Raw genomic sequence first — 18191 nt, 5'->3', positions numbered from 1 at the left:
TTTTTCCCGTTTCTATCATATTCTTTATCTTCCCGCAAAAGCCTGATATTCAGTGCTGTATTATTCCCCCCACATCTGCTATAATGAAATCCGGGATTTTTAAGTCCGGTTAAAAAAAACGCAATAAAGATGGGGGATTGAGAAACAATGGCATCAGTTTTGGGAATCGATATAGGCACATCAAGCGTAAAGGTCATGCTGTTGGACGTTGAGAGAGGTGTGATCGGAGTTGAGAGCAGGGGCTATGATGTTTTGATCCCTCAGATCGGTTACGCGCAGCAGGATCCGGATACGTGGTGGGAGGCGGTGATTTCCTGCCTCTCCCGTCTTAGGACCCGATACAGCAGGGAATACCGAGAGATCGTCAGTGTGGGGCTTTCCGGGCAGATGCACGGACTGGTCATGGTGGACAGGAAAGGAAAGCCGGTGCGGCCGGCTATCCTCTGGCTGGATCAGAGGACAAAAGAGGAATGCGGGGAGCTGGACCGGATACTTTCAACGCAGCTGAAAGCAGATGTGCTGCGCAACCGGATTTTTACAGGATTCGCCCTTCCCTCCCTGCTCTGGGTAAAGAAACATGAGCCGGAATGTTTCAGGAACATCCATAAGGTCATGCAGCCAAAGGACTATATCCGTTATAAACTGACAGGGATGATGGGAGCGGAGGTCACGGATGCCTCCGCGACCCTGATGTTTGATGTGGTAAAACGCGATTGGGCGTGGCCTGTGATCGATCTGTGCGGGTTTCCCAGGGAACTATTTCCCCAATGCCATGAATCAGGGGAGATCCAGGGACCGGTGGACAGGGAGTGTTCTGAACTTACAGGCATCAGCCCCCGGGTCCAGGTCATTTACGGCATGGGTGACCAGCAGGCCCAGAGTATAGGAAACGGGGTTTTTAGGGAAGGGATGTTTATCTGCAATGTGGGAACCGGAGGGCAGGTATCTGCTTTTTCCAATGACCCTGTGTATGATGCCGGGTTCCGGACCCAGACCTTCTGCCATTGCACCGGGAAAGCGTATACCATATATGGAGCGATCCTGAACGCAGGAATGTCCCTTAAGTGGCTGAAGAACAATATACTCGGCGAATCAGACTACGACAGGCTCAGCCGCATGGCGGGGAGTGTGCCTGCCGGAAGCGGGGGGCTTATCTTCCTGCCCTATCTTACAGGGGAGAGGACGCCCCACATGGATGCGGATGCCAGGGGAATGTTTTTTGGACTGCATCTTGCCCATACGGGCAGCCATATGGCAAGGTCTGTGATGGAGGGGGTGGCATTTGCCCTGAGGGACTGCATGACGATCCTGGAGCAGGTGGGAGGTAGCTGCAAAGGGATGATCTCCTCCGGCGGCGGGGCAGCCAGCCCTGTATGGCTGCAGATCCAGGCAGATGTCCTGGACAAAGAGATCCATGTCTGCAGCGTATCGGAGCAGGCCTGCCTGGGGGCGTGTATGCTGGCCGGAGTATCCGCCGGGGTGTTGGACAGCCTTGAGGCAGCAGCAGCGCGTTTTGTGTCATACGGCGATACCGCATATCAGCCCATGCCGGAACATGTAAAACTGTATGACGGTATGTATGAAACATATGGCAGGCTTTATGAGCAGGTAAAGGAACTGCAGGTGAAAACAGTGTGACACGGCATGACCTGACACGGCTCTTAGCCTATTCGTCTTCCGCTCTCATCACGGTCACATATCCATCGACTTCCCCCAGCATCACATATCCCTGCTGGCTGCAGTCCTCCAGTATGTCCTCCTGGTCCTTCTGATATCCGGGCCTCCTGTCTATTACCACATACTGGGCGGAGTGACTGCTGTCGATCATATAGATCTCGTCCCGTCCGGATAATTGAGGGATAAAAAAGGTGGAGGAGCGCACGGACGCCTCCTGTGGGATCTCAGAGAGCAGATCTCTGGCAAGGGCTGCGCTTTCATGGCTGCGGGCATAGGTGCGGACATAAAACAGCCGGCTCTCGGCAATGATGCCGGTAAAGATAAGGCCGCACAACAGGCCCCAGACCAACAGATGAAAATTTAAGCCCAAGGCCGAAGGCCGGGATTCCAAGCCGCTGGATGAACGCCGGGACTTTACGTACAGGAACCTGTCCTGTCCCCTCCAATCGCGGAAATTCACAGCGGCCAGATAGATCAGCAGGGCGCCGGAACCGTAGGTATACTGGTAATGGATGGAGTGCTGGTACTTATAGTTGGACATCAGGTTGATGAGCAGGAAGGGAATCAGCAGCGGCCATTTTCTCCAGTTCTTTGTGAGGAGGGGCAGAAAGCCCAGGGGAAGGAGCATCTGAAGAAAGAAAACCACCTTGTCCTTAACTGCGATCTGTGACAGCACATAGGCGGGATTGACCAGTATGGTCTTAAACATGCTTATAAGGCCCAGGCGTTTGTCTGAGATGAAGTTGTCAAACCGGTTGATCATGGCACCGTCCCCAAATTGGTTGATGTACCAGATGGCCATACAGAAATACAGGCAGGAACCCACAAAGATGAGCGCTCCGTACCGGCGCTGTCTTTTACAGAAAAACGCGTAAAGACCTATACATGCCGCGTAAACCGGGGCATCCTCCTTTACCAGGAGCAGGAGGCACACCATGGCTGTCATGGTTTTGAACCGCCCTGTTTCCAGAAAATAAAAGCACCACAATATGATGACGGCGAGAAACTTATTCTCATGGAAATCGTAAAAACATCCCCCCATGAATGCGGGATACAGACAGTATGCCAAGCCAAAGCACAGGGTCTGGATATGGGAAAAACCAAAGGCCCTGGTCAGGAGATACAGGGGAACCATTCCGCTGATGACCAGGAGCGCCTGAAGCACCAGCAGGGTTTCCGGGCGGGGGACCAGCTTATAAAAAGGCAGCAGCACATAAAAGACAGGGGACAGATGCACTGCAAAATGGGATAAAAGCCCATCCCGCTCACAGGTGGTCAGAGGTTCCCACAGCTTATCCATGTAATAATACATCTGGGAAAATATTCCGAAATCGTAGGCGGATGCGTAATTGAGACGGTAGCGCAGAACCGTCATGGACGCAGTAAACAAAAACCACAGCAGGGCGGCACCTGCCAGGATGATGGGGAGTGTTCGGCCGGTCAGCCATTTATCTGTCCGTTCTCTCATTGGTTGAAATCCATTCTGTTATATTTGTTCTGGGTCTGCCCTGGCCTTAGCCGGGGCGTGTGCCTCTTACAGGATAACGCTGCCCTGAAGGGCCAGTGCTGCGATGTAGATAGCCGTGCTGGGAACCAGGGAAACATGCCTGGCGTTTGAACCGGTTAAAATAAGGTATGGAAACGCCATACACAGATAGATCCCCATCCAGATCCCTAAGAAACTTTCCAGGGATATCTGCCTTACAAAGTCCAGGGTAATGAACGGGACATGGCTGCCCAGCAGGAACATGGTGTTTGTTAAAAGCCAGCTGGCAATGCCAAGCCTGACCAGGTCCGTACCGTACTGCTTTAGCTTGAAACAAAGTTTTTTCATATGTATCATACCCGGATTCCTCCTTTTAAGCTGTGTGTACTCCCGGAATCTCCGAGAGTACACCTGTATACTAATCACTTCAACTTTAAATGTAAAGACAGGGGATGCAACTGTAAGAAAAATTAGAAAAGCCTTAAGAATTTGCATGAGGGAAAATAGAAGAATTCAGTAAGAAACTGGTTTCGGTTGATAGTTGGTAAAAATTGGTGTATCCTTAAAACGTGGGAGGCAGCGGGATCTCTATTCACTGGACGAAGTGGCCGGCAGGATAATGGAGGCCAAATCAGCCATACTTATCTATAAAAGAGATAAGGAGCTGAGAGGAACAATGACGGAACAGGATACCATAAAACTGCTGTGTGAGTGTGATGCGGGAACCCAAATGGGCGTTGCATCGCTGGATGAAGTGCTGGATTATGTTTCCAATAAGGAATTTAAGCAGTATTTGCTGGATTGCAAAGAGGATCACCAAAAGGTAAAAGAGGAAATACGATCCCTGCTGGCTGAACATCACCATGAGGGAAAGGCGCCGGGCCCTATGGCCAAAAGCATGTCATGGCTCAAGACGAATGTGAAGCTGGTCCTGAATGAATCAGATGAGACCATCGCGGACCTGATGACGGATGGGTGTAATATGGGGATCAAGTCCCTTAACAAATATCTGAACCAATATAAGGCAGCTGATGAAAAATCCAGAGCCATGGCGATCCGTCTCATCGGCCTGGAAGAGGGACTGGTGAAGGATATACGGGTGTTTTTATAACAGGATGCGGGACATGTGAGCGGCAGTACATGTCCTGTTTCCTACATAGTGCACTCCCGGAAACTCAGCCGCAAAGATGGGCCGAGGAGACTTAGAGAGTACACCATATTTGAACGGAGGAAAAAAAGATTGTCTACAGAATATTACATTTCTAACCGCAGAAAACGGGAAGAGATACTGGCATTTAACCGGTTTTGGGAAGAAAAACTCATTCCGGGGATCAAGGAACAGATCAATGAATATTGCGGAGAGGCCAACGGGATCCATGTGAACATGGGATTTGCGGAACGGGTCATGGAGGATGAGATCTCTAAAATTTGCCATGCGCCAGGAGATTCGCAGAGCTATGAGACCGCGCTCGGTTCATCCAGGTGGAATGGCAAAAGGACTCTTTTCCAGTGGGAAGGGTCTTATGTGGATGACCATATTATCAGGGATGAGGGCAGCCTGGTGGATTTCTTTTCCCATCAGGCGAATCAGGATCATTATTGTATTGTGGATGAACATGGCACCGAATATTCCATTGAAGATTTCTTGAAAAAGATCAAGTACAGCGGCGCATAGGGAACGGATATGCTTATGGACACAACCCCCCCGGCGTGATACAATGATAGTCAGAGTGTGCGTGAAAGCGGGTTCAGGACACATTTCAGGATATATTTCAGGATATCCAATAAGGCCAACGGGGGAAGAGAACCATGCCTGATATGATAAAATATGTAAAGTTTACAGCGGATGTCATTTTGGCACTGCTTTCCGAGACCACGGATGATTATCTATATCTGTGGGATATACAGAACGGGACCTTTTATATATCGGATCACGCATACAAAGATCTTGAGATCAGCCGCAGGATCGAAACAGATGTCGTATCAGTCTGGTCATCCATCATGATCCCCAAGGACCAGGAGCGCTGGCTGGCTGATATGCAGCTGATCCGGGACGGGGCCAAAGACTATCATGATATGGAATACCGCGTATATAACAGATCCGGCCAGATCATATGGGTCTCATGCAGGGGAACGGTGAAAAAGGATGAGGATGGCCGCCCTCTTTTTATGATCGGAAGGATTTCCAACATTGGAAAACAGAATAAATTTGACAATGTCACAGGGCTCATGAACCGGAGCCAGTTTGAACAGGACACGGAACTGCTCCTTAAGCGGGGGCAGGACGTGCAGGGGGTGATGGTAGCGCTGGACATTGACGATTTTAAAAATATTAATGAGAAATACAGCTACGCCCTGGGGGACAGGGCTTTGAACCTGCTGTCCGCCCTGATCTCGTCCCTGCTTCCAAAGGAGTGCCAGCTTTACCGCCTGGATGGAGATGAGTTTGTGTTCCTCCTGGAAAACGGTACGGAGGAGGGCGTGCGGTATATTTATGAAAACATTCAGATGATCATTGGCAGCCACTTTGTGGTGGAAGGCCGGCCGATCATGATCTCCGTGTCCGCAGGGGCGTGCTTTTTCCCAAGGGACGGAGAGACATGCCATAAGCTGTTTCGGAATGCGGAAAACGCGGTGGAGGTCGCCAAGATGAACGGCAAGAACCAGCTGGTGTTTTTCTCAGAGGAAATGTACAGACAGAAGCTGCGTATGATGGAACTGCAGGAAAGCCTGCATACCTGCGTCAAGGAAGGGTTTCGTGAATTTGAACTGTTTTACCAGCCGCAGGTGGAAACAGGAACGGGTGCTGTGATCGGGGCTGAAGCACTGCTTCGGTGGCATTCCCCAAAGCATGGGGAGGTATCACCGGCGGAGTTCATTCCTTTGCTGGAGGAGAGCCGCCTCATTACCCAGGTAGGGACATGGGTGCTGGAGGAGAGCATGAAGCAGTACAGGAAATGGGAAGCATATGCCCCGGATTTTATCATGAGCGTGAACGTTTCTTACATACAGCTAAAGGAAAATGGCTTGTTAAAATACCTGAAAGCAAGGCAGAGGGATCACATTCCCGCCAGGGGGATTATCCTGGAACTGACGGAAAGCTGCTGGGTGCCCAATTTGCATTTTTTGAATGAGGAATTCAGGGAGCTTCATCAGGCGGGATACGGGGTTGCCATTGATGATTTTGGGACCGGGTATTCATCACTAAGCCATCTAAAGGAACTTCCGGCCAATGTGCTTAAGATTGACCGGAGCTTTGTTACAGGAATCAGCAAGGGAAGCTACGAGTATATTTTCCTGGAGTATATTATCAAGCTTGCGCACAGCATCTCCCTGGAGGTCTGTGTGGAGGGCGTGGAGACATTGGAGGAGTTCGAGGTGGTGAAGCAGGCCGCGCCGGACTTTATACAGGGGTATCTGTTCGGAAGGCCTGTGAGTGCTTCTGAGTTTGAGACGCGTTACTTATCATAAGGCGGGCTGTGCCGGGGGGTGGATCACATGTATCATTGCAGACTTCAGATTGCTGTTTTCAGCAGGGATCCCATGGTTGGGGAAGTGGCTGGTTCCATTCAGCCAATGGAGCATTTTTCACATAGTTTGGCAGTCAGGGACATGCCGGATCCGGGGACGATCCGGGAGAGCGGTCTCATCATCTGGAATCTGGATACGGGGGAGCTTCCCTCAGAACTTCGCCTGCATTGCAAAAAGGACGCAGTACTGGTGGTGTGCGGGGAACGGCAGTGGACGGACCGGCTTGCAGCCTGTGATCTGGAGGCGGCGGACGAGGTGTGGACGCGGCCTCTGATCCGGGAGCAGGTCAGGGTGAGGATCAAGCGCTTTCTGGAGGTGATAAAGCTGCGCCGCGATCTGTACATGACCCAAAATTATCTGGATACGGCCATTGACAGTATTCCGGACATGCTCTGGTTTAAATCCTTGGACGGAACCCATGTGAAGGTCAATAAAGCATTCTGCTCCGTTGTGGGCAGGGAGCGGGAGGATGTGACAGGACGCGGTCACTGTTATATCTGGGGAGTCTCACCGGATGATCTTGAAAACGGGGAAGACTCCTGCAAGGAATCCGAGGACGCGGTCATCCGGGCCCGGCGCACCCTTCAGTTTACGGAGGAGGTCAAGTGTTCCCAGGGCATGCGGCAGCTGCGCACCTACAAATCACCGATCATTGATATGGATGGGACTACCATACTGGGCACGGTGGGGATCGGCCATGATGTGACGGACCTGGGAAATATGAGCACAGAGATCGAGATCCTGCTGCAGAGCATGCCTTACGCCATCCTGCTGTGGAACAACAAGGGAATGATCGTCAATGTGAATGCAAAATTTGAAGAGTATTTCCAGACGCTGAAAGAACAGGTGCTGGGGGAAGACTATTATAAATGGCGGGCCGGCACCTTTGAGGAACAGCATACCATCAACAGCGAGGGATATCTGGAGGCCAGGGCTGCCTTAAGGGATGGAACGGAAAAGATGCTGGAGATCCATGAGAACTCTATTTACGATATTTTCCACCATGTGGTTGGAAAACTTTGTATTTTTCGGGATGTTACCACGGAACGCGATCTGGAACGCCAGATTTTGAAAAGCTCCAATACGGATTTCCTCACCGGACTGTACAACCGCAGATACTTTTACCAATACATTCACGATCATCGGTGGAACAGGGCCGTAAGCCTGATGTACATTGATCTGGACCGCTTTAAGGGGGTCAACGACACCTATGGACACAAGGTGGGGGATGCGGTTTTGTCGCGGACGGCAGTCCTGCTGACGGAATGCTTTCCCAATGATTTTGTGGCCCGTCTGGGAGGGGATGAATTCCTGGTGGCCCGCCTGGGGGATTGTACCGTGGAACGGCTGGAGCTGGAGGCAGGCGGATTCCTGGACAGGATGACAAGCGCTTTTCAGGAATCGGATCAGATGTGCACCGTGTCGGCCAGCATTGGAATTGCCCAGAGCAACAGGCCGGACCTGGATGTGGATGTGCTGCTGCAGCGGAGCGACCTGGCCCTCTATGAGGCAAAAAGGAAGGGCAGGTCCCGGTACTGCGTATATCAGGAGAAGGATGAATAACCCCTTTTCCCTGTTGCTGCTAAACGCAGCGGGAGGGAAAAGGTTTTTTTATTTCATAACCTGTTACTATGGTAAGTATTCTTATCATGTATTATTATTATAGTAAACTCTGTGGTAGAATAGATAAGCAGAGACGAAACACGTATTTGGTCAATATATTTTTAACAGGAGGACTACCTTATGTCGGGCGGAACTATATTTAAATTTCATAATGATCTGGATACGGATCAGATTATTGCATCGCAGTATCTTTTACTGCCAACCATTGACGAGATGAAGGTGCATACATTTGAATCCCTGGATCCTGATTTTCCCCAAAAAGTAAAAGAAGGGGACTATGTGGTGGGAGGGGAAAACTTTGGCTGCGGTTCCTCCAGGGAACAGGCGCCAAGTGTCCTGAAAGCATTGGGTGTCAAGGCAGTGGTTGCCAAATCATTTGCCAGGATATTTTATAGAAATTCCATTAATATCGGACTTCCTGTGATTGTGTGCAAGGAACTTCCGGATGAGGTTGAGACAGGAGACGCCATGGAGCTTTCCCTGTCAGAGGGAGTTGCCCGGGCCAATGGGAAAGAATACCCCTGCACCAGGCTTCCTGAATATATGCAGAATATACTGAATCAGGGCGGACTGATCGCATCACTGAACAAGGAGGAGGCATAGCCATGGGAATGACAATCGCGGAGAAAATCATAGCAGCAGCAGCCGGCGTGGACAGCGTGAAGCCGGGGGATATACATACTGTGAAGCTGGACCGCCTTATGAGCAATGACGGCACCACGCATCTGACCGTTGATATGTACAACAACAAGCTTAAGAATCCGCGGATCGCGGATGCAAGGAAGCTGGTGTTCATCGTGGATCACAATGTGCCTGCGGACAATCCAAAGACAGCGGCTTCCCAGAAAAAGATGAGGGATTTTGCAAGGGAAAACAAGATCGACTTCTGGGAAGGAAAGGGCGTATGCCACCAGATCATGATGGAACACTACGTATGTCCGGGTGAGCTGATCTTTGGAGCGGACAGCCATACCTGTACCTACGGCGCACTGGGGGCATTCGGAACCGGCGTGGGCTGTACGGATTTCCTTTACGGCATGGTGACCGGGACCTCCTGGGTCCTGGTTCCTGAGACGGTAAAGTTCAACCTGGTGGGACGGCTTCCGGAGGGCGTCTATCCAAGGGATCTGATGCTGACCATCATCGGGGAAGTGGGGGCCAACGGGTGCAACTATCAGGTGATGGAATTTACCGGGGAGGGCGCCGGGACCTTCAGCGTCAATGACCGTATGGTGCTGTGCAACCTGGCCGTGGAGGCAGGCGCCAAGACCGGTATCTTTGAGGCGGATGAGGCTGCCCTGGAGTATCTGAGGGAGCGGGGGCGTGAGCCAAAGGCTGTCTTTACCAGCGATCCGGATGCGGTCTATGTGAGGGAGTATACCTTTGACCTGTCAAAGATCCAGCCGGTTGTGGCAAGGCCTGACTTTGTGGATGACGTGGTGCCTGCAAAGGATGTGTGCGGAGTTAAGATTGATGAGGCGTTCCTGGGTTCCTGCAACAATGGGCGGATCGAGGAACTGCGGGTTGGAGCAGAGCTTCTAAAAGGCAGGAAAGTGGCTGACAGCGTAAGGTTCCTGGTGGTTCCTGCAAGCCTTGAGGTCTACAGGCAGGCATTAAAGGAAGGCCTGATCGACATTTTCATGGAAGCGGGCGCCATTGTCATGAACCCCAACTGCAGTGTGTGCTGGGGGAGCTGCCAGGGTGTGATCGGTGAAAACGAGGTACTGATCAGCACAGGGACCCGCAACTTTAAGGGACGGGCAGGCCATCCCAGCTCCAAAGTTTATCTGGGATCCGCGGCAACAGTGACCGCATCGGCTATTGCAGGTGAAATCGCTCTGGCTAATTGACAAGGAAAGGAAGTTTGATCATGGAAATATTTACAGGCAGGGTCTGGGTACTGGGGGATGACATTGACACGGACATCATTATCCCAACGGAATATCTGGCCCTTAAAACCATTGATGATATGAAACAATATGGCTTCAGCCCCCTACGGCCGGAACTGGCGGCACAGATCAGGGAAGGGGATATCATTGTTGCGGGCAAAAATTTTGGGTGCGGTTCCTCCAGGGAACAGGCACCGGAGATCATCAAGGCGCTGGGCATCAAGTGCGTGATCGCCAAATCCTTTGCAAGGATCTTTTTCCGCAATTCCATCAACAACGGACTGCTGCTCATAGAGCAGCCGGATCTGTATGATGACATGACAGAAGGCGACAGCATAACGGTGACGGTGAATCACCATGTGGATTACAAGGAAAGGCAATACACGATCGCCTCCCTTCCCCAGAACCTGGTTGATATTATAAATGCAGGCGGGCTGGTGAAGGCCATGAGAAAACTGAACGGACTTGATTAAGGAGATTGCAATGGGAAACACGATCATTGAAAAGATTATTAAGCATAATACAGGTATGGATCAGGTAAAGCCCGGGGATATTGTCACGGTCAATGTGGACCGTGTGATGATCCATGATATTTTCATCCCATTTGTGGCTGAAAAGTTTGAGGAGATGGGCTTTACAAAGCTTTGGGATCCTGACCGGGTGGTGCTGATCTACGACCATCTGGTTCCGGCCAGCCAGCTGGATGATACAAGGCACTTCCGGGTGGGGGACGCCTTTGCCGCAAAGCACGGCATGAAGAATGTGCACAGAAGTGACGGGATCTGCCACCAGCTGATGACAGAGGCCGGATATGTGAAGCCCGGGGACGTGGTGTTCGGCACGGACAGCCATACCACTACCTATGGATGCGTGGGAGCATTTTCCTCAGGGATCGGCTACACGGAGATGGCAAGTATCCTGGGCACAGGGACCATGTGGATCAAGGTTCCGGAAACCATCCGGGTGGTCATTGACGGAACACTGCCGGAGGGCGTGATGTCAAAGGATATTATCCTGCGCCTGATCGGGGACCTGGGAGCGGACGGGGCCACATACCGGGCGCTGGAGTTCTCAGGAAGCACGGTGGAGTCCATGACCGTTGCCAGCCGAATGACCATGGCCAACATGGCCATTGAAGCAGGCGCCAAATGCGCGCTGTTTACGCCGGATGAAAAGACGGAAGCATATTGCGGGATCAAGTTGGATGAGTATCAGAAGAGTCTGACCGGAGATGATGACGCGGTCTACATGAGGACCATTGTATACAAGGCCCAGGAGTTTGAACCGGTCATGGCATGTCCGTCCCAGGTGGATAAGATCAGGCCGGTAAGGGAACTGAAGGGAACACCCATAGACCAGGTATTCATCGGTTCCTGCACCAATGGACGGCTGGAGGATCTGGTGGCAGCCGCCCAGGTGCTAAAGGGCAGAAAGGTGGCTGACTATGTGAAGCTGATCGTCACACCGGCCAGCCGCAGGATCTACCAGGAGGCCATTGCCTGCGGCGCCATCGAAACCCTGGCGGAGGCAGGAGCCATTATCACACATCCGGGATGCGGACTGTGCTGCGGCCGGACCGGCGGAATATTAAGCGATGGGGAACGGGTGATCGCAACCAACAACCGCAATTTCCTGGGCCGTATGGGGACCTCCAAGGTGGAGATCTACCTGGCATCTCCGCGGACAGCCGCGGCCTGCGCCGTGGCCGGAGCAATCGTGGGACCGGAGGAATTTGCGTAGAAATTTTAGGCGGAAAAACGTTCATGTAACTGAAACAGTATCATAAAGACAAACCGGAAAAGTCCAGTAAGATCAAGGATAAGAACGGTTTGTCTTTCTTTTTTTCTGACAGGGCCCAATATAACAAAACATTGGCTGCCCGAAGTTAGGACAAATCTGTTTCATTTTTTTGTATTTAAAACTGATGGAAACCAAGACAGCTGCCTTCATTTGATTGTACATTTGGCGGATTTCCATGAGTGTCCGGTGTGGTTTGGAGGTGATCTCCTTCTTTTTAATCAGGTTAAAATACCATTTTAACACTTGTGTATGTCCTGAAAATCCGGGGAAAATATAATAAAATGTAGAAAACGGAACAAGGGAGGAAGAACATGCCAATCTGTGTGAAAAGCGAAATAGGAAAGCTGAATAAAGTGATGCTCCACAGGCCGGGAAAAGAGCTGGAACATCTTGTTCCGGACGAGCTGGAACGGCTGCTGTTTGACGATATTCCGTATTTGAGGACGGCCCAGAGTGAACATGACCTGTTTGCCGGTATTTTAAAGGAAAACGGGGCGGAGGTGGTATACCTGGAAGACAGGGTAGCAGAGGTTTTAAAGGCAGATCCGGCTGTAAAGGAGAACTTTGTAAAGCAGTTTATCAGTGAGAGCGGGAACACGGCCCAGAAGTTTAAGAACCAGTTATATGAGTTCCTTATGGATATACCGGATGAAAAGCAGCTGGTGCTAAAGACCATGTCCGGTGTCGGTATCCATGAACTGAAACCGGCTTTTGGCAGCCCTCTGGTAAGCCTGGTGAAGTCAGACAGCTATTTTATCACAGATCCCATACCCAACCTGTATTTTACAAGGGATCCGTTTGCCTGCATCGGAAACGGCGTGAGCCTGAACTGCATGTATTCCAGGACCAGGCGCAGGGAAACCATTTTTGGCAAATACATTCTGGAACACCACCCGGACCATGCCGGACGCACCCCTTTCTATTATAAGAGGGAGTACCCATTTTCCATTGAGGGAGGCGATATCCTGAACCTGAGCAGAAGGGTGCTGGCAGTGGGAATCTCCCAGAGGACAACACCGGAGGCCATCGAACTTCTGGCACAGAATATATTTGAGGACAAGGGCTGTGAGGTGGAGACCATCCTTGCCCTGGATATCCCCAGTATCAGGGCTTATATGCACCTGGATACCGTGTGCACCCAGGTGGATTACGATAAATTCACCATCCATCCGGGGATCCTGGGAAGCCTGCGCATCTATGAGATATGCAGGGGAGATAAGTCAGAGCCGCTCCACGTGACAGAACTGGACCAGCCTCTCCCCGTGGTTCTGGCCACCCATCTGGGGCTTGATAAGGTGACCATGATCCGCTGCGGCGGTAAGGACAAGATCGCCTCGGAACGGGAACAGTGGAATGACGGATCCAATACCCTTTGTATCCGGCCCGGAAGGGTAGTGGTGTATGACAGGAACTATATCACCAATTCCATCCTTCGGGACAATGGGATAGAGGTGCTGGAAATGCCCAGTTCAGAGCTGTCCAGAGGCAGGGGAGGCCCGCGGTGTATGAGCATGCCTCTTGAGCGGGAAGAGATTTAAGTGAACATCATAATCATATAAAAGGAGAAGAGAAAATGGCTGTCAATGTAAGAGGAAGAAACTATCTGAAATTATTGGACTATACGCCGGAAGAGATCCGTTACCTGCTGGATCTGTCAAAGGAGTTTAAGAACATGAAAAGAAACGGCGTCCCCCACAGGTATCTGGAGAACAAAAACATCGTGCTTCTTTTTGAAAAGACATCCACCCGTACCCGTTGTGCCTTTGAGGTGGCGGGAATGGACCTGGGCATGGGAGTGACCTACCTGGATCCTGGCAGCAGCCAGATGGGGAAAAAAGAGAGTATTGCAGATACGGCAAGGGTCCTTGGCCGTATGTATGACGGGATCGAGTACAGGGGATTTGACCAGAAGATCGTGGATGAGCTGGCAGAGTACGCAGGTGTGCCGGTGTGGAATGGACTGACGGACCAGTTCCATCCCACCCAGATGCTGGCGGACCTTCTCACACTGGAGGAAAAGTTTGGCCGTTTAAAGGGCCTGAACTTTACATACATGGGCGATGCCAGAAACAACATGGGAAATTCACTCATGGTGGCGTGTGCAAAGATGGGGATTAACTTTACTGCCTGCGCGCCAAAGGAATTGTTCCCGGCCGAGGACCTGGTGAGCAGGGCCAGGGAGATCGCAGGGAAAAACGGATGCACGGTCCGTCTTACAGAGGATATTGACCAGGGGGCAAAGGACGCGGATGCGGTCTACACAGATATATGGGTTTCCATGGGTGAGCCTGACGAGGTGTGGGGCACAAGGATCAAACTTCTCCGCGGCTACCAGGTCAATGCAGAGGTGATGAAGAAAGCAAAACCCTCGGCCATTTTCATGCACTGCCTGCCATCCTTCCATGATACCAATACCACCATCGGCGCGGAGATCGCAAAGAAGTTCGGCATCAATGAGATGGAAGTCACCAACGAGGTGTTTGAGTCAAGACAGTCCGTTGTATTTGATGAGGCGGAAAACCGTATGCACACCATCAAGGCAGTGATCTACGCCACACTTTGCTGATATCTGCTTTTGGATTGACGGGAGCCTTGATTGGAGGAAACAGTGAATAAGATGAAAAAACGGATCGTGGTCGCCCTTGGGGGAAATGCCCTGGGCAGCACGCCCGGGGAGCAGATCACACATGTCCGCGCCGCTGCAAAGATCATAGCGGACCTGGCTTCGGAAGGCCATGAGATCATCATAGGCCATGGAAACGGACCTCAGGTGGGGATCATTAATTCAGCCATGGATTATGCGGCCGCCAACGGCCCCTGTACCCCATATATGCCCTTTCCGGAGTGCGGCGCTATGTCCCAGGGATTTATAGGCTACCACCTCCAGCAGGCGCTGCAGCAAAGCCTTCTGAAACGGAAGCTGGGTAAGGCGGTGGTCAGTGTGGTCACCCAGGTCCTGGTGGATAAAAATGATCCGGCTTTTGAAAATCCCACCAAGCCCATTGGAAATTTTTGTACCTATGAGGAGGCCGTGAAGCTGGAAAAAGAAAAAGGATTTGTCTTTGTGGAGGACGCCGGGCGGGGTTACCGCCGGGTCGTGCCATCCCCGGCACCTCAACGGATCGTGGAACTGGGAGCTATACGGAAAATGATACAGAGCGGCCTGCTGGTGATCGCTGTGGGCGGCGGAGGGATCCCCGTGGTGGAGGATGACCAGGGAATACACGGGATCGATGCTGTCATTGACAAGGACAGATCCAGCAGTAAACTGGCCCAGGAGCTGAAGGCAGATATGCTGATCATTCTGACGGCCGTGGACCAGGTCTATATCAATTACAACCAGCCGGACCAGAGGGCACTTTCAGAGCTGACCCTAAAGGAGGCGGATGCCTATATAAAGTCAGGCCAGTTTGCAAAGGGAAGCATGCTTCCCAAAGTAGAAGCATGTATGGAGTTTGTGAGAGCCCTGCCCGGCAGGAGCGCCATTATCACTTCCCTGGAAAAGGCGGCCCAGGCCCTCCACGGTGAAGCGGGGACAAGGATCCGCTCAGAGCCGGCTCCAAGCAGCTATGTGCCTTTAGACATGGATAGTGAATCATATGAGGCAGATATCAATTAATAAGAGAGAAAGAAGGAGAATATATGTCATTTAAAATACCTGAATACCATCATCCCGACTTTACAAAGGAACTGTTTGTAAATGCCCCCGATGCCAAATACCAGGAGGCGGATATGGACGGGGTTGCACCGGATCATTACCACAGTACCTCCATGTATCCGGAATATTTTAAGATCAACGGTAAGTGGATCCTGGCAGAGGAAAGCCGCATGGATTCCAGCGTGGTACTTTGTGATGACGGACACCTGGAAGTGGTGGAGAACCGGAACATCAAAAAAGGCGATAAGGTGATTCTGGGACGCACGGAAAAGTGTGAAGAGGGGATCTATATGCACTGCCATGGATTTGAGCAGGAAGGGGAGCAGCTGGAGGACCAGTTTGTATTCCGCCAGGGAAGAAGCCGTGAGACTTCCTACGCCCGCGACTATGACAACCTGTTTGAACTGTTAAAACATGAAAAGGAATTCGGCAACATTGTCTGGGTCATGGGACCTGCCTTTTCCTTTGACGCGGATGCGAGGGCGGCCATGCAGGCGCTGATCGACAACGGATACGCCCACGGCCTGATGGCCGGAAATGCCCTGGCCACCCATGACCTGGAGGGCGCCCTGCTGCACACGGCCCTGGGTCAGGACATCTACACCCAGGTATCCCAGCCGAACGGCCACTATAACCACCTGGATGTAATCAACAAGGTGCGCAGGAGCGGTTCCATTCCACAGTTTATAAAAGACTACAACATTGATAACGGCATTATCTACAGCTGTGTCAAAAATAATGTACCTATGGTGCTCACCGGCTCCATCCGCGATGACGGCCCCATGCCGGAGGTGATCGCCAGCGCTTACGAAGGACAGAGCGCCATGAGGAACCTGGTGCACAGATCCACCTGTGTGATCTGCCTGGCAACCATGCTCCACACCATTGCCACCGGCAACATGACCCCTTCTTTCCGCGTCATGCCGGACGGAACCATCCGCCCTGTATACCTCTACACCGTGGACGCAGATGAGTTTGTGGTCAACAAGCTGTTAGACAGAGGCAGCCTCTGCGCAACCACAGTGGTGACCAATGTCCAGGATTTCATCACCATTGTAGCCAAAGGACTGAAACTGATGTAAAAAAAGCCGGCCCCGTCCCATCCCCATTCCCTGAACGGACGGATGCCCCCACCCTTGAATCTCAATTCTCCTGCAACTCGATCGTCTGACGGAACCAGCCGGGCGTCATGGAGCGGAACTTCAGGAAGTTGCGGTTCAGGGTTTTTTCATTGTTGTATCCGGTTTCCAGGGCTATCTCCAATATGCTTTTTGTGGTTTTAAGCAGGAGTTCGGAGGCTCTGTTGACCCGGATAAAATTAAGATAGTCCGTAAAGTTCATCTCCACCTGGTACAGCAGGATACGGTTTAATTCCCTGGGGGACATGTTAAACTGTTCCGCCACGGTTTTGGGATGAAGGTCCTCGCTGTAATGGCGGTAGATGTATGAAACAACGGAATAAAAGTCCTTCCTGTCCTTGATGCGGCACATATTGCCAATGTTCTGGTAAGTGCTGCGGAAGTCATTTGCCTTCATGCCCACCCTTGCGGAGAATACCTTGCTGATATGGGCGCTGTCCACAAAACCGAGGATCTCAGACAGCTCCTCCAGGGTGAAATCAGTGTACAGAAGATAATTGATGGTTTTGCCGATCCGCATTTCACCCAAAAGGTCAAAAAATGATAGTCCGGTGGTCTTTGTAATATAAGCGCTGATGGAGGATTCACTCATATAAAAGATCTTGGACAGCATGGCCAGGGTTATCTTCTCATTCAGATGGCTGTAAAGATACTGGAATATCTCGCTGGGCTCAATGGTCTGGGGGGAAGCGGGGGCACCAGTCTCCCTTTTTGCCCGTAAAAAGCAGATGATGATCTCAATCAGTTTGTTTGTTATGTAAAGATTGCCCAGATCCCGGCTGGATGACGCATGGGAATCCCGGCCGGAATCCATGGTGGATTCCATACCAATCTCTTCCTTTATCTGCAGAAACAGTTTCTGCATGGACTCCAGGGCATCTCCCTCCAAATATAGGACAGGCTGTCTGGAAAGGGATTGCATAATGGACAGCGGATCGCTGCTGGGATTGTAGAAAGTCTTGATGATCTCATTGATATTATCGAAATAATACGCCATAACAAAAAATTGAATGGGTGCGGCCACCTCCACGATATCGCTGATCTGCCACGGCAGCACGGAAACCACGGTTCCGGGCTTTAAATGGTAGGGGCGGTTGTTCAGCATAAGCGTGCCTTCTCCGCTGTTGATCAGCCAGAATCGTGACATGGGATGGATCAGAGGCGTGGTGGGTTCGGTCAATACCTCGATATCAAAGCTGCATATTTTATTTTCATCCTGCATGGAACAGTACAGGCTTTGCATTGGTACGATCTTTGCCATAGCAGTCTCCCTTTGTATGGTTATTTGTAACTGTCCAGGAGTAATCTTGGAATACAGGGTACTCCATTGGCTATTATAAACTTTTTTTCAGGTGGAATCAAGAAGGAGGGCATGGGATTCCAATGAA

16 protein-coding genes are annotated in these 18191 nt (G+C 51.3%); 13 read left to right on the top strand and 3 right to left on the bottom strand.

The features are described from left to right. Nucleotides 1-147 precede the first annotated feature (147 nt). Complete coding sequence (gene xylB / locus CLFS41_RS09255) at nucleotides 148-1638, top strand: xylulokinase (protein WP_045092115.1); 1491 nt, start codon at nucleotides 148-150, stop codon at nucleotides 1636-1638. Nucleotides 1639-1666: 28 nt separating this feature from the next. Here xylB and CLFS41_RS09250 read toward each other — a convergent pair whose 3' ends face one another. Both CLFS41_RS09250 and CLFS41_RS09245 read right to left on the bottom strand, forming a co-directional pair. Continuing rightward, on the bottom strand, nucleotides 1667-3145 hold the full coding sequence (locus CLFS41_RS09250; RefSeq protein ID WP_007859041.1) for a DUF2079 domain-containing protein: 1479 nt from the start codon (nucleotides 3143-3145) through the stop codon (nucleotides 1667-1669). A gap of 66 nt (nucleotides 3146-3211) precedes the next feature. After that, complete coding sequence (locus tag CLFS41_RS09245; RefSeq protein ID WP_007859040.1) at nucleotides 3212-3520, bottom strand: hypothetical protein; 309 nt, start codon at nucleotides 3518-3520, stop codon at nucleotides 3212-3214. Nucleotides 3521-3839: 319 nt separating this feature from the next. On the opposite strand from CLFS41_RS09245, the gene CLFS41_RS09240 reads away from it, so the two are divergent. From CLFS41_RS09240 to CLFS41_RS09185, 12 genes are all read left to right on the top strand, one after another. Next, nucleotides 3840-4274, top strand: coding sequence for a hypothetical protein (locus CLFS41_RS09240; RefSeq protein WP_007859038.1), 435 nt, complete (start codon nucleotides 3840-3842; stop codon nucleotides 4272-4274). Nucleotides 4275-4403: 129 nt separating this feature from the next. Continuing rightward, nucleotides 4404-4838 carry a hypothetical protein gene (locus CLFS41_RS09235; protein ID WP_007859037.1) on the top strand — a complete coding sequence of 145 codons (435 nt, stop codon included), beginning with the start codon at nucleotides 4404-4406 and terminating at the stop codon, nucleotides 4836-4838. A 134-nt stretch (nucleotides 4839-4972) separates the two neighbouring features. Then, nucleotides 4973-6634 carry a GGDEF and EAL domain-containing protein gene (locus tag CLFS41_RS09230; RefSeq protein WP_007859035.1) on the top strand — a complete coding sequence of 554 codons (1662 nt, stop codon included), beginning with the start codon at nucleotides 4973-4975 and terminating at the stop codon, nucleotides 6632-6634. A 27-nt stretch (nucleotides 6635-6661) separates the two neighbouring features. Next, entirely contained in the window at nucleotides 6662-8257 is a 1596-nt protein-coding gene (locus tag CLFS41_RS09225) for a diguanylate cyclase (RefSeq protein ID WP_045092114.1), read from the top strand. A 180-nt stretch (nucleotides 8258-8437) separates the two neighbouring features. Next, the gene (gene leuD, locus CLFS41_RS09220; RefSeq protein WP_007859030.1) at nucleotides 8438-8920 is read left to right on the top strand and encodes a 3-isopropylmalate dehydratase small subunit; all 483 of its coding nucleotides are present in this window, start codon (nucleotides 8438-8440) and stop codon (nucleotides 8918-8920) included. A gap of 2 nt (nucleotides 8921-8922) precedes the next feature. After that, on the top strand, nucleotides 8923-10167 hold the full coding sequence (locus tag CLFS41_RS09215; protein ID WP_045092113.1) for a 3-isopropylmalate dehydratase large subunit: 1245 nt from the start codon (nucleotides 8923-8925) through the stop codon (nucleotides 10165-10167). Between the two features lie 20 nt (nucleotides 10168-10187). Continuing rightward, complete coding sequence (locus tag CLFS41_RS09210) at nucleotides 10188-10679, top strand: 3-isopropylmalate dehydratase (RefSeq protein ID WP_045092112.1); 492 nt, start codon at nucleotides 10188-10190, stop codon at nucleotides 10677-10679. A 10-nt stretch (nucleotides 10680-10689) separates the two neighbouring features. Next, a complete protein-coding gene (locus CLFS41_RS09205) occupies nucleotides 10690-11946 on the top strand; it encodes a 3-isopropylmalate dehydratase large subunit (RefSeq protein ID WP_045092111.1) in 1257 nt (418 codons plus the stop codon). A 371-nt stretch (nucleotides 11947-12317) separates the two neighbouring features. Next, nucleotides 12318-13544, top strand: a complete 1227-nt coding sequence (gene arcA / locus CLFS41_RS09200; RefSeq protein ID WP_045092110.1) for an arginine deiminase — start codon at nucleotides 12318-12320, stop codon at nucleotides 13542-13544. A 35-nt stretch (nucleotides 13545-13579) separates the two neighbouring features. Further along, nucleotides 13580-14572: an ornithine carbamoyltransferase gene (argF, locus tag CLFS41_RS09195; RefSeq protein ID WP_007859019.1), complete on the top strand. Its 993-nt coding sequence runs from the start codon at nucleotides 13580-13582 to the stop codon at nucleotides 14570-14572. Nucleotides 14573-14623: 51 nt separating this feature from the next. Next, nucleotides 14624-15625, top strand: coding sequence for a carbamate kinase (gene arcC / locus CLFS41_RS09190; protein ID WP_045092142.1), 1002 nt, complete (start codon nucleotides 14624-14626; stop codon nucleotides 15623-15625). A gap of 23 nt (nucleotides 15626-15648) precedes the next feature. Continuing rightward, entirely contained in the window at nucleotides 15649-16746 is a 1098-nt protein-coding gene (locus CLFS41_RS09185; protein WP_045092109.1) for a hypothetical protein, read from the top strand. 61 nt (nucleotides 16747-16807) lie between these two features. Here the strand turns inward: CLFS41_RS09185 and CLFS41_RS09180 are convergent, their stop codons facing one another. Further along, a complete protein-coding gene (locus CLFS41_RS09180; protein WP_007859013.1) occupies nucleotides 16808-18064 on the bottom strand; it encodes a helix-turn-helix domain-containing protein in 1257 nt (418 codons plus the stop codon). Nucleotides 18065-18191: the final 127 nt, after the last annotated feature.

Source organism: Clostridium sp. FS41, from assembly GCF_000954015.1.
GTDB classification, from domain to species: domain Bacteria; phylum Bacillota; class Clostridia; order Lachnospirales; family Lachnospiraceae; genus Enterocloster; species Enterocloster citroniae.
The sequence above is the reverse complement of the archived record's forward strand: the minus strand, read 5'-3'. Positions and strand labels throughout refer to the sequence as shown.